Raw genomic sequence first — 17313 nt, forward strand, 5'->3', positions numbered from 1 at the left:
CCTCTTGCCTTCGCCGCCCGCAGGCGCATCATTCCCAACCATGACGAACAGTGATCCGATCTGCCCGCTTTGCGACCGCCCCATTCCCGATGGCGGCGGTAGCCTGCATCATCTGATCCCAAAACTCAAAGGAGGCAAGGGCGGACCAACCGTTCTGCTGCACCAGATCTGCCACAAAGAGGTCCACGCCACCCTGTCTGAGGCAGAGCTGGCGCGTAGCTTCAACACGGTTGAGGCCCTGCGCGCCCATCCAAGGCTCGAGAAATTCCTAGGTTGGGTACGCAAACGTCCGCCCGGTTTCCGTTCGAAAGTTCCGGGCAAACGGCGCGGGCGCTGATCAGCCGGGCAGAACCGAATTGCCAAACGCATCCGATAGTGCGGCGGGCAGACCCTCGACCTCGATCCCCTGATAATCGGGAACAGGCGCGAATTGGGCTCCTTGCACATGCTGGAACTCCAGCGTTGTGTAGGGTCGTTTCCAGAGCCATTCGCGATTCTCGACCGCCCAAAGGTCAGGATCGGGCGGAGCCTCTTGCGTGAAAGCATAGAAATGCAGGTCAAACCCATAGGCCGCCACATCCTGCATCGACAGAAGCTTCATACCCTGAGCGCGGCAGAACGTATCCTCGGCAGAGATATCTCCTGTGCGCAAGGTGATCTGACCCACTCGCGCCCCGGCGAACGGGGCCGCAGGGTCGGCAGCATTTTCCGGGCGGTTGCCTTCAAAATCATGCTGCAAAAGCTCGATCACAAAGCCTTCAGGGTCGCTGAGATGCGCCATATACCCAATATCGAGGAACTGACGTGGCTCGCTGACAATATAGCCTTTGGCTCGAAGCGTATCGGCGGCCAGATCGACATCGGGCAGAGTGATCCCAATCTTCCAATAGCGATGCCCCTGATCGTGGGAATACCCCCTACCCCCCGGTAACAGCAGCAGATCAGCATCTTCGCCAGCGTATCCTACACGCCGGGATTCGCCGACTTCCTGCACAGACATACCCAAAACATCCCGATAGAATCCGGCCAGACGAACCGGATCAGCGACGCGCAGCCTGACTGCGGACAACCTCAGCGACAAAGCTTTGCAATCCCCGCTGCGATTTCTGGTTTGGCCGCCAGACTGTCGGCCACCAGCTCGCGCGCCGCCGGCATTAGTTCGTCCGGCGAGACGATGCGATCCACCAGACCGAACGCATACGCCTCCTCAGCCGAGACCTTCTGGCCCGACATCAGAATCAACTTGGTGCGCGCCGGACCGATCAATGCGGCCATGCGTTTGGGGTCGGAGGGTTGCGGCAGAAAGCCAAGCTTCATCACCGGATAGAAGAACTTGGCCGAAGGCACCGCGATTCGAAGATCGCAGGCCAAGGCCATGCCGTTTGCACCGCCCGCCAGCGTTCCGTTCAGTGCCGCAACGGTCAGGCAGGGCAGCGCCGCGATTGCACCCGACAACCGCTCCCAGACGTCCGAGGTTGCAAGCCCCGCGCGGGCTTCCTCCAGATCAGCACCAGCGCTGAAGACCTTGCCAGCGCCGGTCAGGATCAGGGCGCGCGCCTCGGTTGCGGCCTCGGCGATTTCGGCCAGTTCGGTCAGCATCGCGCCTGTCAGTGCGTTGGCCTTGCCCGGATTGTTTATCGTGGCGGTCCACAACCCGTCTTCCTTAGTCAGTTCAATCACGTCAGACCGATCCTTTGGCGAATGTCGTCCTGGCGCAGGGAAATCTCGGCCCCTAAATATTCGTCGGCGTCCGAAGAACACATCCACAGCAGTGCCTTTGCGGGCCAATCCGCCGGGATGTGAACATCCCAGTCCAGCTGGCTGACGGGGTTGATGCCGCTGGCCTTGATGACGCGCTGCATATCGGTTGCCACTGTTCCTGGCGACAGACCCATGGCGCGGATGCCGTTGTGAGCCTCTTCCAGATGCAGACATTCCGTCAGCATTTTCGCGCCGGCTTTCGAGGCGCAATAGTGGCTCCAGGCCTCAACCGGGTTCGAGGCAGCGCCTGAGGAGACGGTCAGAACGGTCCCACCGCCCGCCGCCCGCATCACCGGCAGAGCGGCCCGCATTCCGTAGAAAACACCCTTCAGGTTAATATCTATGGCCTGGCTCCACGCACTGACATCGGCATTTGACAGGTGAAAGATCGGCTCGATCACACCGGCGTTGCCGATCAGAACGTCCAAACCGCCGAAACGCGCGACGCAATCGGCCACCGCCTGTTCGACCTGCCCGAAATCGCTGACGTCGCAGGCCAGTGCCATCGCATTGTCGCCCAAAGCGGCCGCAAGCGCGTCAATCTGATCATGACTACGGGCCACCAGCGCGACATTCGCCCCCGCTGCGGCAAACACGCGCGCGGCCTCGGCACCGATTCCGCGGCTGGCCCCTGTTATGAGTACTGTTTTTCCCTGCATTTAACGCTCCTCACGTCTTGGGCTGACCTTTGGCTACAGGCGTAACGCGGAAACGGGGAAAGGGTCCAGCCCTTGCCCCCTTGACGATGCCTGCCACAAGCCCGACCATGCGCGCAAATTGATCAAGAAGGGTTACCTTATGTCTGTTTTCATCCGCCGCAGCTGTGGCGCCGCTCTGGCCTATGCCGTCGCAACTCAAGGTGCATATGCCGACCTGACTGCAAATGACGTCTGGAACGACTGGCAAGAGTATTTCCGGTCCGTAGGTTACACGGTCGAGGGCGAACCCAGCAGTGCTGGCGATGTCATGACCATCAACGATATGACCCTGTCCATGGACTTCCCCGAAGAGGACGGCCAGTTCCAGATGACCATGCCCGAGGTCACGTTGACCGAAAACGGCGATGGCACCGTCAACGTCGGCTTCCCCGGTAGCTTTCCGATGGTCATTTCGGGCGGCGTCGAAGATGAAAAGTTCACAGCAAACCTGACCTACAGCCAGACAGATTTGGAAATGGTTGTGTCAGGTGATCCGTCCGACATGACCTATGACTACTCGGCAGCAGCCCTCGGGATTGTGTTGGATTCGATCGAGGGCGGAGACGAGCCAATTCCCGAAGATGCGTTGGAAGGCGGTATCGAATTTAAGGATATGGCAGGCACATCGCGCATGCTGATCGGCGAAAATCGCGAGATCACGCAGACCCTAGACGCCGACCAAATGGCCTATAAGTTCAGCTTCAAAGACCCTGAAACCGGGGAATCGGGGTTGATTGATGGGGTACTGAACGGCCTGACATCCAGCGGCGACAGTGTCCTGCCCTCTGGGTTTGATCTGGCCGACCCGCAGGCACTGTATGACGCAGGCTTCGCCTTTTCCGGCATGGTCGCCTATGGCTCGGGCAAGACAGACATCAGCGGCGTTAGCGAAGGTGAGCAATTCACCATGGCAAGCTCGTCGCAAGGTGGTCGACTTGAGGCCAGCGTAGATGGCGAACATGTAGCCTATGACCTTGAACAGAATGACGCGAAACTGGCGGTGACCACCGGTGACCTGCCCTTCCCGATCGAGATCGCAATGGCGAAGGCGGGCCTGAACCTGGACATCCCAGTGCAAGAATCGGAGGAAGCCGCGCCCTTCGCCTTCGGCCTGAACCTGACCGATTTCACCATGTCAGATGTCCTCTGGAGCATTTTCGACCCGGCAGGCAACCTGCCGCGCGATCCGGCCACCATTGCGCTGGACACGACCGGCACGGCGAAAGCTCTGTTGAACATCTTCGATCCTGAGCAGGCTGCAGCCCTTGAAGAAGAAGCAGAAGTCCCAGCCGAGCTGCATTCGCTGAAAATCAACGAATTGCTGGTCTCGATGGTTGGCGCGCGCTTGACCGGGGACGGTGATTTCACGTTGGACAACGAGAATCTCGACGAATTCGGCATGCCCATTCCGACTGGCGTTGCGAACCTGCAATTGGTTGGGGCCAACGCACTGATCGACAAACTGATCGGCATGGGCCTGATGTCCGACAACGACGCCTTGGGTGCGCGTATGATGATGGGCATGATGGCTGTTCCGGGTGATGAACCCGACACGCTGAATTCGACAATCGAATTCACTGAAGACGGTCAGATTAAGGCCAATGGTCAGCGCATTAAGTAATGCTATCCGGGAGGGCCGCCAGTGATCGGCCCTCCCACACAATACCGTCAGGGTCTTGCGAGAGGCGCGGTGCAAGGCTAGGTCCTTGGCAACACATCCGGAGGCCGCATGACCCGCACACCAGAAGAAATCAGCCAGCAATTGCTTGACGCCGCACGCCTCGCCGGGGCAGAGGCGGCAGATGCCATCGTGATCGACGGATCTTCCGTATCGGTCGAGGTACGTGGCGGCGCGCTGGAACATGCGGAACGCTCAGAAGGCACCGATCTGGGGCTTCGGGTGTTTCTGGGAAAGCAACAGGCCATTGTTTCAAGCTCTGACAGCCGTCCCGAAACGCTGACGGCCATGGCCGAACGGGCCATCGCCATGGCGCGCGAAGCGCCCGAAGATCCTTTTACCGGTCTGGCGGCCAGCGAGGAATTGACCAACAGCTGGGATCTCGACGCGCTTGAGCTCTTTGATCCCTCCCCCGAACCCTCTGCCGAAGCGCTGATGCAAGATGCGCTGTCGGCTGAGGCCGCAGCTCTGGCTGTTTCCGGCGTATCGCAAGTCTCGGATGCGGCGGCGGGCTATGGCACACATCGGGTGCATCTGGCCGCCACCAACGGCTTCTCGGGCGGGTATGCGCGCAGTAGCCGATCAACATCCTGCGTTGCGATTTCGGGCGAAGGCACCGGAGTGGAGCGGGACTATGACGGCGACAGCCGCACCTTCCAAGCCGACCTGCGGGACGCCGAGGAGATCGGACGCAAGGCCGGGGAACGCGCGGTCGAACAGGTTGGCGCGCGCCAGCCCGCAACGGGCAGTTTTCCGGTACTGTTTGACGAGCGCATTTCATCATCGTTGATCGGGCACTTACTGGCCGCCAGCAACGGCGCAGCGATCGCGCGTGGGGCGTCGTGGCTGCAGGATTGTCTGGGCGAACAGGTATTGCCGGAACATCTGTCGCTGGTTGAAGACCCGCACCGCCCACGTATCTCAGGCTCGCGCCCATTTGACGCCGAAGGGCTGGCAACGCGCCGCCGGGCGATTGTCGAGAACGGAGTGCTGACCGGCTGGACGCTTGATCTGGCCAGCGCCCGCAAGCTTGGCATGACCTCAACAGGCAATGCAGCGCGCGGCGTCTCGGGGCCGCCCTCGCCCAGCAACTGGAATCTCAGCCTGACCCAAGGCACCCAAAGCCGCGCGGATCTGATGCGCGATATGGGAACCGGGCTGCTGGTCACTTCGATGATCGGATCGACGATTAACCCCAATACGGGGGACTACTCGCGCGGGGCCTCTGGCTTTTGGGTCGAGAATGGCGAGATCACGCATCCGGTCAATGAGTGCACCATCGCGGGCAACCTGCGCGACATGCTGAAACGGATCATCCCGGCCAATGATGCGCGCCCTTATCTGTCGCGCGTTGTGCCCTCGGTGCTGATCGAGGGGATGACCCTTGCCGGCAACTGACCTGCCACTGCTGATTGACGCCGCACGGAAGGCCGGAGAGATCGCGACCCGTTTCTCGGGGGCGCAGGCGCAGCGTTGGGACAAGCCCGACGGTGCCGGGCCGGTTACCGAGGCCGATCTGGCCGTCAACGAAATGCTGGAACAGATGCTGCCCACGGCGCGGCCCGACTATGGCTGGCTCAGCGAAGAGACCGAGGATAGTCCGGAGCGCCTGTCGCGGGACCGCGCCTTCATTATCGACCCGATTGACGGCACCCGCAGTTTTGCCGAAGGCTCGCGCACCTGGGCACATTCGCTGGCCGTTACTGAGCACGGAGAAGTCACCGCCGCTGTGATCTACCTGCCCCTGCGCGACCTATTCTATGCGGCGGCGAAAGGTCAGGGGGCGACCCTGAACGGTGCGCCAATCCGTGCCTCGGGGGCTTCAGCCCTCAGCTCCGCTACCATTCTGGCCGCCAAGCCCAACATGAACAGCCACCATTGGTGTGATGGCGAGGTGCCGGAGTTTGACCGTGCCTATCGCCCGTCGCTGGCGTATCGCATGGCCCTGGTCGGTGAGGGGCGTTTTGACGGCATGTTGACCCTGCGACCCAGTTGGGAATGGGATATTGCGGCGGGCGACCTGATCATTCGCGAGGCAGGAGGGATCTGCACCGACCGCGCGGGCCAGCCCCTTCGGTTCAACAACGCGCAGCCTCGGCTAAACGGCGTTCTGGCCGCGGCGCAGGACATCCACAACCAGCTTTCGTCCCGGCTTGATCCGAACGGCCCTGGCATCGCCCCATGAGCAAACCGCGATCTCTGAGTCTTGCGGCCTACCGGGTCCTGTCGTGGGGGGGTGCACAGCAAAACATCCGACCAGATCAGCCCCGCCCGGACGGAGAGCTTGTCTGGGTTCACATCGCAACACGCGACCGCTTGCGTGCGATCAGTGACTTTTGCCTCAGACTGCAACAGGCCCGACCCGGCCTGTCGATTCTGCTGAGCACCCCGCCAGAGATCGACCTGAGCCGCTGGACCGGAAGCCCCTTTCCCATGGTCAACCTACCCGCCGAACAAACCGGGGCGGCGCGGGCCTTTCTGGACCATTGGCACCCCGATCTGGGTCTTTGGGTCGGAGGGGGATTGATGCCCAGCATCATTACCCGCGCGGAAGAGCGCAAAATCCCGATGCTTCTGATCGAGGCGCAGTTGGACGTCGTCTTGTCCCGCAATGCGCGGTGGCTGCCGGATATCAGCAGATATACGTTCGATTGCTTCGAGCATATCCTCACCACCACCGACGAAACGGCCCGCCAGATCCGGCGGATGGGGGTTGCTTCCTCCAAAGTGCGCAAGGCGCCCCCACTGCAGTTCAGTCCGAACCCGCACCCCTGGCCCGAGGACGAATTGATCGAGACCAACCACGCCCTCGCCGGACGTCCGGTCTGGCTGGCCGCGCGGGTTCAGGCGAAAGAGTTCATCTCGGTCCTCAGTGCCCATCGGCAAGCGCTGCGCATTCTGCCGCGATTGGCGCTGATCTTGCACGTGGCGGATCGGGCCGAGGCCGCGCCGCTGCAGCGGCGGCTTGAAACCATGGATCTGCGCTGTTCCAGTTGGGATGACGGCGGCCCTATCGAGGACACGACGCAGGTGATTGTCAGCTCTGAGCCCGAAGATCTTGGCCTTTGGCAACGCGTTTCACCGGTGTCCTTCATGGCTAGCTCGCTGGAACGCGGCGCGGGCGGGCAGGACCCGCTGGATGCTGTCGCACTGGGATCGGCGGTTATCTATGGCCCTCATATCGATATCTATCAGTCGGTTTATGCTCGCCTTGCCGAGGCCGGTGCCGCCCATCCGGTCAAAACCGCGACCGAGCTTGGAGATGCGGTCGTCGCCCTTCTGGCCCCGGATCGCGCGGCGGGGATGGCGCTGGCGGGATGGCAGGCGATCACCGAAGGGGCACCTCAGGCCGAGCTGTTAGTCGACATGCTGCAGGACCTTCTGGACCAGCGGAGTAACCACAATGCGCGCCCCTGACTTTTGGAACTCGGACCCCGCGCGCCCGGCGCTGCGTGCCCGACTGCTCAGCCCATTGGGGCGGCTTTATGCGGCGGCCACTGCGCGACGGGTCGGCTCTAATTCTGGACTGCAGCCGGGTGTGCCAGTGATTTGCATCGGCAACCTGAATGCTGGCGGAACCGGCAAGACCCCTACGGTGATCTGGGTGCTGGAACAGCTGCGCAATGCCTGGCACGAGCCGCATGTCGTCACGCGCGGCCATGGCGGGTCGCTGGAAGGCCCTGTTCGGGTTGACCCCACCAAACACAGCGCCGCGCAGGTCGGGGATGAGCCGCTTCTGCTGGCCATGTTCGCCGAGGTTTGGGTCTCCAAGGACCGTGCCGCGGGTGCGCGCGCCGCGGCCGAGGCGGGCGCAAGCGTGATTGTTCTGGATGATGGCTTTCAAAATCCCGCGGTCGCTAAGGATTTCTCGATCATTGTGGTGGATGCCCAGCGTGGATTCGGCAACGGCCTGTGCCTGCCCGCCGGTCCTCTGCGCGAACCCGTAGAGGTCGGCTTGAAACGCGCCGATCTGGTTCTGTCATTGGGCGATACGCAAGCGCAAGAGCACTTCGCGGCACGATGGGGTCACAAGCTAACGGTGCCCCATGCAACGGGCGTTGTCGCGCCGTTGCAAACCGGCATGGACTGGGCTGGATCGCGGGTTCTGGCTTTTGCCGGGATCGGCCACCCTGAGAAATTCTTTCAGACCCTGCGCCAGCAAGGGGCCGAGCTCTTGCGTGCCGAGGCGCTCGACGATCATCAACCACTGACCTCGGCGCTGATGACCCGGCTTGAAAACGAGGCGCGCCTGCTTGGCGCTCAGATGGTTACAACGGAAAAAGACGCAGTGCGCCTGCCGCAAGCTTTCCGCAACAAGGTCGTCACCCTGCCCGTCCGGCTGCAAGTGAACGACCCCGAGCAGGTCAAAGAGATGATCCTGAAAGCGGCCCCATCTCCTAAGTGACGGAAATGGTCGGCCCGAGAACAGGCCGACCAAAGAGCAATTAGCTGCCCAATTCGTCTTCGATCAGCTTCTTGAAATCCTCATAGGACTGGTTCGAAACCTTCTTGCCGTTCACAACAAAGGACGGAGTGCCCGTCACATCATCGCGCTCAGCGTTTTCCTGATACCACGCCACCAGAGTCTGGGCGCGCGTGCCGTCCTGCAGGCAGGCCTCAAGTTGGTCATTGTCGATACCCGCCAGACGGCCGATCTTGCGCAGCTCGTCCACGATCTCGGTTGGACCACCTGCTTGGGTCCATTCGGACTGGCCCTGATAGATCAGATCGGTAATGCCAAAAAACTTCTCAGGCCCTGCGCAGCGCGCAACCATCGACGCCCACAAGCCATAGCGGTCAAAGTAGACCTCACGATAGATGAACTTGACCTTGCCGGTGTCGATGAAGTCCTTCTTCAGCTGCTTATAGGCACCCTGATGGAAGGTGGCGCAATGCGGACAAGTGTAGGAGGCATATTCGATGATCTCGACCGGCGCATCCTCGGCCCCTTGCACCATCTCGATGATCGTAGAGGTGTCGAGATTGGCCTCTTGCGCGATGGCGCTGCCAACCAAAGGATTGACGGAAGACGTGTTCGAAGCTGTCATCCAATAGCCACCAGCGGCTACGGCGACAGCCGCACAGATTACGGTTGCAATACGGCTCATTCTCAGCCCTTTCTCAGCATTTCTGCTTGGATAAAACGTTGCGGCCCAAACGTTCAAGGGCCGCACGTAAATCTTCATCATGGACATCCTGCGAGACCCTGCCCGCTTCGGCCATGATTTCAGGTTTGATCTCTGGTTTCGCTTGTTTCGGCTTGTGGTCGAAACTGGCCTGCCCCTCGGCAAATCCGGTCGGAGCGGTCTGGGTGATGCGCACTCGGCTGATCGCATTGTAGCCGTAGACGGCGTTCACCTTGCCGCGCAGTTGTTCTTTCTGCATTTCCAGCATGGGGGCCTGCGGCCCTGTTGTCAGCACGGTCAGGGTCGCCCCCATCCCGTTCCTGCCATAGCCCACATTCACGGGTCTTGCGATGGCGGCAGTGTCCTGGCCCACGATCTCGGCCCAGTGGGTCAGAAGGCGCGAAACGGCAAAGCCCCGGCTTTCGCCGGCGCGTCTGATCTGATCGTTCAGCAATGTCGCGGTGCGTTTGAACCCGCGGGTCGAAGAACGTCTGCGCTGCATCTGGTTTCCAACTCCTGCACCGCTATTGTAGTAGGCAGGCCAGCAGGCGCCAGCGAAACCCGACAGTGAGATAGATAAAACTTGCGTGACAGCCCCGAATTTAACCTGAGCGCTGAATTGCTCGACTGGTATGACCGCCACGCGCGCGAGATGCCATGGCGTGTCGGCCCTGCCGATCGCGCCGCAGGCGTGGTGCCGGACCCTTACCGGGTCTGGCTGTCCGAGGTCATGCTGCAACAGACAACCGTCGCCGCTGTGCGGGACTATTTCACCCGCTTCACCACGCGCTGGCCGACCGTGCAGGCGCTGGCTGCCGCCCCCGATGATCAGGTCATGGGGGAATGGGCGGGCCTCGGGTACTATGCCCGCGCCCGCAACCTGCTGAAGTGCGCCCGTGTTGTAGCGGAGAAGCACGACGGACAGTTCCCCGACACCTATTGCGCGTTGTTGGAGCTGCCGGGGATCGGCCCCTACACCGCCGCCGCGATCTCGGCCATTGCGTTTGACCAGCCCGAAACCGTGCTAGATGGCAATGTCGAGAGGGTGATGGCCCGGCTCTACGATATTCACGACCCGTTGCCCGGATCAAAACCTGTTCTGAAAGAGAAAGCCGCCGCTCTGACACCCGAGCTGCGCCCAGGAGACTACGCTCAAGCCGTAATGGATCTGGGAGCCACAATCTGCACGCCCAAATCCCCAGCCTGTGGAATCTGCCCCGTGCAGACCCCCTGCCTTGCACGCTCTGCAGGCACGCAGACGGAGCTGCCGAAGAAATCGCCCAAAAAGCCGAAACCCACGCGATTCGGCCATGTCTACATTGCGCAACACCCAAACGGAGCGTTCCTGCTGGAACGCCGCCCCGACAAGGGTCTGCTGGGTGGCATGTTGGGCTGGCCCGGCTCGGACTGGTCCGAGGCCCCTTCCGAGGCCCCTCCGTTTTCGGCAGAGTGGCGCGCGCTGAACGGCGAGGTGCGCCATACGTTCACGCATTTCCATCTGGTGCTGCAAATCTGGACCGCACCGCTGCCCGAGGGCACCGAACCCGACGGGCTGACCCTATTGCCCAAGTATGACTTCAAGCCTAGCGATTTGCCGACAGTGATGCGCAAAGCCTACGACATGTGGCGGGGTCAATGAGCCCGCTGGGCAAGCTCGGTCCGTCCGGCTACGGTGCATCTGCCTATTCGGAGCATCATGGATGATCGCGACTCAAACCCTCTCGCGCTGGCAAGCCGCCCTTCCCTATTGGGTGTCCTTCCTGTTGATCCCGCTGGTCTGGGCAACGGCATTTGCAGGGGGCTGGTGGGTTTTACTGATCCCGCTCTCCACATGGTGGGCCTTTGCGGTTCTGGACCGCCTGACCGGCCTCAACCTACAAAACGCCGACCCTGAAACCCCCGATGATGCGCTGCATTGGTATATCCTTCTGACCAAGCTCTGGGCGCCTATCCAATTCCTCACGCTGTTTGGCCTGATCTGGTTCGCGACCCATAGCGATCACTTGTCGAGCTGGTCGAAAATCGGGCTGTTCTTCGGTATGGGGGTCACTTCAGGCACGATCGGGATCAACTACAGCCACGAGCTGATGCACCAGAAATCCCGATCTGAGCGTTGGCTGGGCGATTTCCTTCTGGCGATGGTCCTCTATTCTCATTTCCGGTCCGAGCATCTGCTGGTCCATCACCGCCATGTCGGCACTCCGCGCGACCCGGTGACGGCGCGCTACAACGAAGGTTTCCACCGCTTCTACCCCCGCGTCCTGCTGCAATGCCTGATCTCAGCTTTTCGGGCCGAGCAAGACAAACTAGCCCGCAAGGATCGCCCCTGGACCGACCGCTCGAACCCGTTCTGGCGCTACTGGGCACTGCAAACCGGAATGCTAACCCTCGCCGCCCTGATCGGAGGTTGGCCCGGCCTCGCCCTGTTCCTGCTGCAAGCGGGCGTCGCGATCTGGCAGTTAGAGCTGGTCAACTACGTGGAACACTACGGCCTGACGCGAAAACACTTGGGCGAGGGCAAATACGAACACGTTTTGCCCCGGCATTCATGGAACGCCTCGCAAAAAGCGTCGAACTGGTTGCTGATCAACCTGCAGCGCCACTCAGACCACCACTACAAACCCAATCGTCGCTTCCCGCTGCTGCAAAACCACGCGCAAGAGGACGCACCACAACTGCCCTACGGCTATCCGGTGATGACCGTCACCGCGATGTTCCCGCCGCTGTGGCGCCGCGTCATGAACCCGCGCGTCCGCGCCTGGCGGCGGCGCTACTACCCCGAGATCACTGACTGGCACCCCTACAACAAAGCACTGAACCCCGGCCCAAGGGCGTGACCGCAGCGCGCACCGCGCGCTGCCCGACCCAACTGGAGGGGCTGCATCTTTGATGCTGCCCAAACAGGCGGGAGCCGTTCACAACACCCAGATATCCATAGGGGTTTCTACACCGCGAACGGTCTGACCCTGGCGTTTCTGAAACCCTTCCATAAACGCTCCACCATTCGGATCCTCGCGCAATGCCTGTTCCCGCAAAGCCTCACTGATCACGATCCGGGCGTGAAAATCACGGGTCATCGCCTCCAACTTGGCCGAGACATTCACCGCATCTCCAATCACAGCAAATTCCAACCGGTTGGCCCCGATATCCCCCAGAACGACCGAACCAAAATGCACGCCGATCCCGACGTGGATATCATGCTCTCCCGCACGAAGCCGTTCCTGGTTCCAATCGTCGATGACGCCAACCATCGCGCGCGCACAGCCCAGCGCATTGCTTGCGTCCAAAGGCGTTGCGACCGGCGTGCCGAAAGTCGCCATTAGCCCGTCACCCAGATATTTGTCCAAAGTGCCATGATGGCGAAACACCTCAGCCTCCATCCGAGCATGAAACCCGCGCAACACCTCGATCACCTCATAGGGGTCCCGTCCGGCTGCAAATTTCGTAAAGCCCACAATGTCGATGAACAGCACCGCAATATCCGCCTTGCGCACCTGCTTTAGCGGCTCGTCATTCTGGCTGAGTTCATCGACCACATTGGGCGAGAAGTAACGCGACAGATTCGCCCTTTCCCGCTCCAGCCCTGCATTGCTCATCAACAAGCGATTTAGCCGTCGCATCGACACGCCAAGCGTCACCGCAACCATGACGAACACGATCACCTGCTGAATACGCTGCGGGATATCGAAACTGTTGGGATCCAACAGCTCAGCGACGTCCGGATAGCCCTGCAGAGCCGCGGCCACCTTCTGGCTGATCCCCGGTATCGGCGTGGCCACCCACCAGGCAATGATCCAACCCGCCGTCCAAATCAGTGCTGTCCAGGAGCCAATCGCGACAACCGTACGCCACGAATAGGCCAGTGTACCGGCAGCTAGGATGATGAAAAAATACTGAAAATTATCGAACCGGTACTGCATCGCCAACGGCCGCACATCATCACTGAATGGGTTCGGCACAATCATCCCAAGCGTCATGATCAGGAGATCGACAAAGATCAGCAAAAGCTCGGTCCGCGATTGCCCAACCCGCCCTGCGCGCCGGATCAACCAGCCATTGGCGCAGATGAGAAGCAGGATGAAATGATACCAAAGAACCTCCCATTGCGGGTTCAGAAAGATCAACAAAACCCCGGTCAAAGCCATGGCGATCCACCGGGCGCGGACGGCCAGTTCCAGACCCTCCTGCTTGTGCCGTTGCATTGCGGCTTCGGTGTATTTGTTGTCCAGATCCACAACATCCGGCTGGGTAACGGCTAACCGTTCCAGTCTGGATGGGCTGGCAGTTGTCTCGCTCATGACAGGAACCTCTGAGGCAGTACTGGCGACGCGCCCATGCAATCACCTCTGACTGGAAAACAAAAGACCCCGCCGAGAACGGCGGGGCAAGGCGTAGTGCCTTGTGTCAGGCCACAGGCACCGGCGGTTTTCGTGATATCAGTTGTGCATCTCGGCCCGGATCTGCTGGCGCAGAACGTCGATCGGCACGGTCTTGCCATCGCGTTTGAAGCACCAATAAGTCCAGCCGTTGCAGGAAGGTGCGTTCTCAAGATGGGCACCAACCTGATGGATCGAGCCTTTGACGTTGTCGCCTACCAGCGTGCCATCCGCGCGAACCTTCGCCTTGTGACGCTGGTTCATCGAATACAGCTCTTCGCCCGGGCGCAGCATCCCACGTTCGACCAACTGGCCGAAAGGAACGCGCGGCTCGGCGCGTTTGCTGGCGCTGACTTCCAGCGCCTCGCGGTCGAATTTGCGCACCTTCGAGATCCGCTTCTCGGCCACCTTGCGATAGCTTTCTTCGCGCTCGATACCGATGAACTCTCGTCCCAGCATCTTGGCGACGGCCCCAGTCGTACCTGTGCCAAAGAACGGATCCAAAATCACGTCACCCGGATTGGTCGAGCCAATCAGAACGCGGTGCAGCAGAGACTCCGGCTTCTGTGTCGGATGCGCCTTGTCGCCATTTTCGTCCTTGAGGCGCTCATGCCCGGTGCAGATCGGCAGAACCCAGTCACTGCGCATCTGCACGCCTTCGTTCAGCGCTTTCAAAGCTTCGTAGTTGAACGTGTATTTCGCGCCTTCACGCTTCGAGGCCCAGATCATCGTCTCATGCGCATTGGTGAACCGCTTGCCGCGGAAATTCGGCATCGGGTTCGACTTGCGCCATACGACGTCGTTCAAAATCCAATATCCCGCGTCCTGCAGGGCCGAGCCCACGCGGAAGATGTTGTGGTACGAGCCGATCACCCAGATCGCGCCGTTCGGCTTGAGCAGACGATGCGCCGCCTTCAGCCATTCACGCGTGAACTGGTCATAAGCACCAAAGCTTGAGAATTGGTCCCAGTGATCGTCGACCGCATCCACCTGGCTGTTGTCAGGGCGATGCAACTGGCCTTTCAGCTGCAGATTGTAGGGCGGATCCGCGAAGATTAGATCAACCGACGCCTCGGGCAGACTGTTCATCACGTCGATGCAGTCCCCAGAAAGAATCGTGTTTAAAGGGAGCGCTTTTGCGCCCTTTTTGGTGGTCGTTGTCATATCACTGCCTCAAGTATCCACGGCGCTTTTGCGCTCATTTGGTTGAGACAAGGATGAGTCAAAGACGATTCGCCGTCAATTTCTTTTTTGAATCAGCGACTTACGATTTACTCTTGATACAAGATATTGTGTACCGTCTTGAACGAACGCCTATGATGTGGGGTCACGCCAAGATTTTGCAGCGCCTCGCGGTGTTGTTTTGTCGGATATCCGGCGTTTGCCTCCCAGCCGTAGCCGGGATGCTGTTGCGCTAAATCCACCATCAGCTGATCGCGCCAGTTTTTCGCGATGATCGAAGCCGCCGCAATCGACACAGATTTGCCATCCCCCTTGATCACGGCCTCAGACGGGATCTGCAGGTCATTGGGAATCATGTTCCCGTCGATCAAAAGGTAATCAGGCGCTGGTTCCAGTGCCTGCACCGCGCGAAACATGGCCAGATGCGAGGCGCGCAGGATATTGAGCTCATCAATCTCCGCGACCGAGGCCTCGGCCACGGCGATCTCGGCCCGGTCCCGCAACTCTGCCTCCAACACTGTGCGTCGCTTGAGCGAGAGCTTCTTAGAATCGTTCAGCCCGTCAGGAATATCGTCTGGGTTCAGGATCACAGCGGCGGCAACCACAGGTCCAGCCAACGGGCCGCGCCCGACCTCATCCACGCCTGCTATCCGGATATGGCCCTGCGCCTGCAGCCCCTGTTCAAGTTCATAAGTCGGTTTTGTCATCCCTTCGGAAAACCGCGTTTTCACAGCCGCCGCAACAAAAAAGAGAGGGCAGCTTGCGCACCCTCTCTCAGCGCGGTGCTGTTTCGCACCGCTCCTGCTCGACCGTGTTACTTGTAAACGACGCGGTATCCGTGATGGCGCAGGCATGCAGGTTCATACGCCCGCTTCACCTTGTTGCCATTCCAGAACCCGACCTTGCACTCTTGCGGCAGGCTGTTGGCATGTTTGTAGTGCTTCTTGAGACAGTTTGTTCCCAGCAGCGGACGTTTCCCGTAATTGTCATGCTGGCGCAAGCAGCGTTGTGGCAGGTCATAGCGTGCCACGTGCCTAGGCAAAGGCTTCACCTTGTGGTGTTTGACCTGAGGCGCAGTTTGCACGTGGTTGTATTGCCGCGCTGCCTTCTCACGATCCTTGCGCTTTTCCTTGTTATAGTAATGCACCCCTGCGCCAATGATCGCGATCGCGGCCAGCCCCCCGAGGATATCCCCCGTATCCGCGGCGCGCGCCTTTGAGGCCGATACGCCGGTAATCGCCATAGCCGTCGCGATGATCAGAGCGATGAATTTCTTGTGCATGATGCCTGTCCTTTCCGAGATTTTGGCGACCCCGTGATGGACCGCGTCTTTGATGCCTCAACACTGGGTCCACCCCCCTCAGACAAGCAATATCGGCCCCGTGTTATTGGATATCAGGCGCCGCAAACCCCTTTGGTCATTGAATATCAGCCCAAGCCGTGCGCAGGATGCAGCTTATGAAACAGATCTTCTCTTCTCTGGTCGCAGCTGCGCTGATATCGATGGCCCCGGTGGTCTTGGCCGCGGAGTGTTATGCCGACTACAAGGCGAAACAGGACAACCCGCTGCGCCTGCACTACGGCGTGATGCAGGTTTCGTCCTGCGACAAGGGTCAGGCAACGAGTGAAGTCGCCCAGCGCCTCAGCGGTTCAGGGTGGACCCTGCTGAATGTCCAGTCCGTCTTCGGGCCGGAAGGGTTGGATCAAAGGAAGGCCAATGCCGGAAAATTCTATCTCCGTTTCTGAGGCGCGACGCTCGGGCGTGCGCCTTGTCGGTCTGGGCATTGCCGCCATTGTCGTGATCCTGATCACCGCCGCGCTGTTCCTGTTCTGGACACTGCCCGATGCCAACGCATTCAACGCCCGCGTCGAAAGGTTGTTTGTCGAGGCAGATCTGACCTCACAAACCGAAATCCGGTTGCTTGAGATTCTGGCCCAATCGGGTACGGCCTTTGCCGATACGCTGTCCAGCTACCGCATGGTGATTTACGTGCTGCTGGTTTTTGCATGCGCAATGATGATCTCGGCCCTCGTGTTTCTGGTGATGCTTGCACTGCTGAACCGGCGCATGGCACAGATCGAACGCACCGGCATTCAGGTGACATCCCTGCTGATCAGTCGCGAGGAGAACACCGTCTACCTGAACAACATGGATTTCAAACTGACCCCAGCGGCGATGGAGACCCTCTCGGTGCTGGCGGAATCCCGATTGGATGATGAGGTCCTGTCAGGCGCGCAGATCGAGGCGACGATCTCGGGTCGCGATGCTGCCGATTGTGACGAGGCCGCAGGCGCTACCCGTATCAAACGGCTGCGCGACGCATTGGGCAATCAGATGGTCAGTGAGTTGCTGGTCAAGAATATCGCCAAGAAGGGCTATATGCTTTCGATCGAAAAAGACGTCATCCAGATGGTTTAGAATCCGCGCCCCTCTTGGAATGCCCGACCAAAACGCCCATTCTATAGAGACCCCGGGCAAGGGAGGGATGGCG

Annotated in this window: 19 protein-coding genes; 10 read left to right on the top strand and 9 right to left on the bottom strand. The window is 60.2% G+C overall.

The window, feature by feature from the left end:
• The first annotated feature begins 40 nt into the window (after positions 1-40).
• Positions 41-337 (top strand): HNH endonuclease, encoded by a 297-nt coding sequence (locus tag ACOERD_RS06280; RefSeq protein WP_170552338.1) that lies wholly within the window; start codon positions 41-43, stop codon positions 335-337.
• Here the strand turns inward: ACOERD_RS06280 and ACOERD_RS06285 are convergent, their stop codons facing one another.
• From ACOERD_RS06285 to ACOERD_RS06295, 3 genes are read right to left on the bottom strand one after another with little or no spacing between them, the layout of a single operon-like run.
• Positions 338-1081 (bottom strand): VOC family protein, encoded by a 744-nt coding sequence (locus ACOERD_RS06285; protein WP_419738415.1) that lies wholly within the window; start codon positions 1079-1081, stop codon positions 338-340.
• Positions 1072-1680, bottom strand: a complete 609-nt coding sequence (locus ACOERD_RS06290) for an enoyl-CoA hydratase/isomerase family protein (RefSeq protein ID WP_419738416.1) — start codon at positions 1678-1680, stop codon at positions 1072-1074. The genes ACOERD_RS06285 and ACOERD_RS06290 overlap by 10 nt, the downstream gene beginning before the upstream one ends.
• Positions 1677-2420 (bottom strand): SDR family oxidoreductase, encoded by a 744-nt coding sequence (locus ACOERD_RS06295; protein ID WP_170766733.1) that lies wholly within the window; start codon positions 2418-2420, stop codon positions 1677-1679. The genes ACOERD_RS06290 and ACOERD_RS06295 overlap by 4 nt, the downstream gene beginning before the upstream one ends.
• Positions 2421-2559: 139 nt before the next feature.
• On the opposite strand from ACOERD_RS06295, the gene ACOERD_RS06300 reads away from it, so the two are divergent.
• The 5 genes from ACOERD_RS06300 (at position 2560) to lpxK (ending at position 8542) form a co-directional block, all read left to right on the top strand.
• Positions 2560-4080: a DUF2125 domain-containing protein gene (locus tag ACOERD_RS06300; RefSeq protein ID WP_419738417.1), complete on the top strand. Its 1521-nt coding sequence runs from the start codon at positions 2560-2562 to the stop codon at positions 4078-4080.
• A gap of 108 nt (positions 4081-4188) precedes the next feature.
• Positions 4189-5535, top strand: coding sequence for a TldD/PmbA family protein (locus ACOERD_RS06305; RefSeq protein ID WP_419738418.1), 1347 nt, complete (start codon positions 4189-4191; stop codon positions 5533-5535).
• Positions 5522-6322 (top strand): 3'(2'),5'-bisphosphate nucleotidase CysQ, encoded by an 801-nt coding sequence (locus ACOERD_RS06310; protein WP_419738419.1) that lies wholly within the window; start codon positions 5522-5524, stop codon positions 6320-6322. The genes ACOERD_RS06305 and ACOERD_RS06310 overlap by 14 nt, the downstream gene beginning before the upstream one ends.
• A complete protein-coding gene (locus tag ACOERD_RS06315) occupies positions 6319-7554 on the top strand; it encodes a 3-deoxy-D-manno-octulosonic acid transferase (protein WP_419738420.1) in 1236 nt (411 codons plus the stop codon). The genes ACOERD_RS06310 and ACOERD_RS06315 overlap by 4 nt, the downstream gene beginning before the upstream one ends.
• Positions 7541-8542 (top strand): tetraacyldisaccharide 4'-kinase, encoded by a 1002-nt coding sequence (gene lpxK / locus ACOERD_RS06320; RefSeq protein ID WP_419738421.1) that lies wholly within the window; start codon positions 7541-7543, stop codon positions 8540-8542. The genes ACOERD_RS06315 and lpxK overlap by 14 nt, the downstream gene beginning before the upstream one ends.
• A gap of 40 nt (positions 8543-8582) precedes the next feature.
• Here the strand turns inward: lpxK and ACOERD_RS06325 are convergent, their stop codons facing one another.
• Both ACOERD_RS06325 and ACOERD_RS06330 read right to left on the bottom strand, forming a co-directional pair.
• A complete protein-coding gene (locus ACOERD_RS06325) occupies positions 8583-9245 on the bottom strand; it encodes a DsbA family protein (protein WP_170552315.1) in 663 nt (220 codons plus the stop codon).
• A 13-nt stretch (positions 9246-9258) separates the two neighbouring features.
• Positions 9259-9765, bottom strand: coding sequence for a DUF721 domain-containing protein (locus ACOERD_RS06330; RefSeq protein WP_419738422.1), 507 nt, complete (start codon positions 9763-9765; stop codon positions 9259-9261).
• Between the two features lie 81 nt (positions 9766-9846).
• Here ACOERD_RS06330 and mutY point away from each other — a divergent pair, with 81 nt between their 5' ends.
• On the top strand, positions 9847-10902 hold the full coding sequence (mutY, locus tag ACOERD_RS06335; protein ID WP_419738423.1) for an A/G-specific adenine glycosylase: 1056 nt from the start codon (positions 9847-9849) through the stop codon (positions 10900-10902).
• A 61-nt stretch (positions 10903-10963) separates the two neighbouring features.
• Positions 10964-12100: an alkane 1-monooxygenase gene (locus ACOERD_RS06340; protein WP_419738424.1), complete on the top strand. Its 1137-nt coding sequence runs from the start codon at positions 10964-10966 to the stop codon at positions 12098-12100.
• Positions 12101-12178: 78 nt separating this feature from the next.
• Here the strand turns inward: ACOERD_RS06340 and ACOERD_RS06345 are convergent, their stop codons facing one another.
• The 4 genes from ACOERD_RS06345 to ACOERD_RS06360 all read right to left on the bottom strand — a co-directional run bounded on the left by ACOERD_RS06345 (position 12179) and on the right by ACOERD_RS06360 (position 16103).
• A complete protein-coding gene (locus ACOERD_RS06345; RefSeq protein WP_419738425.1) occupies positions 12179-13561 on the bottom strand; it encodes an adenylate/guanylate cyclase domain-containing protein in 1383 nt (460 codons plus the stop codon).
• Between the two features lie 138 nt (positions 13562-13699).
• Positions 13700-14803 (bottom strand): site-specific DNA-methyltransferase, encoded by a 1104-nt coding sequence (locus tag ACOERD_RS06350; RefSeq protein ID WP_170471442.1) that lies wholly within the window; start codon positions 14801-14803, stop codon positions 13700-13702.
• Positions 14804-14910: 107 nt separating this feature from the next.
• Positions 14911-15528 (bottom strand): ribonuclease HII, encoded by a 618-nt coding sequence (locus ACOERD_RS06355; protein ID WP_419738426.1) that lies wholly within the window; start codon positions 15526-15528, stop codon positions 14911-14913.
• A gap of 107 nt (positions 15529-15635) precedes the next feature.
• Positions 15636-16103 carry a hypothetical protein gene (locus ACOERD_RS06360; protein WP_419738427.1) on the bottom strand — a complete coding sequence of 156 codons (468 nt, stop codon included), beginning with the start codon at positions 16101-16103 and terminating at the stop codon, positions 15636-15638.
• Between the two features lie 176 nt (positions 16104-16279).
• Here ACOERD_RS06360 and ACOERD_RS06365 point away from each other — a divergent pair, with 176 nt between their 5' ends.
• Both ACOERD_RS06365 and ACOERD_RS06370 read left to right on the top strand, forming a co-directional pair.
• Positions 16280-16567 (top strand): hypothetical protein, encoded by a 288-nt coding sequence (locus ACOERD_RS06365; RefSeq protein WP_419738428.1) that lies wholly within the window; start codon positions 16280-16282, stop codon positions 16565-16567.
• Positions 16539-17240: a winged helix-turn-helix domain-containing protein gene (locus tag ACOERD_RS06370; protein ID WP_170460025.1), complete on the top strand. Its 702-nt coding sequence runs from the start codon at positions 16539-16541 to the stop codon at positions 17238-17240. The genes ACOERD_RS06365 and ACOERD_RS06370 overlap by 29 nt, the downstream gene beginning before the upstream one ends.
• The last annotated feature ends 73 nt before the right edge of the window (positions 17241-17313 follow it).

It is taken from the genome of Ruegeria sp. (genome assembly GCF_965199275.1).
Lineage (GTDB): Bacteria > Pseudomonadota > Alphaproteobacteria > Rhodobacterales > Rhodobacteraceae > Ruegeria.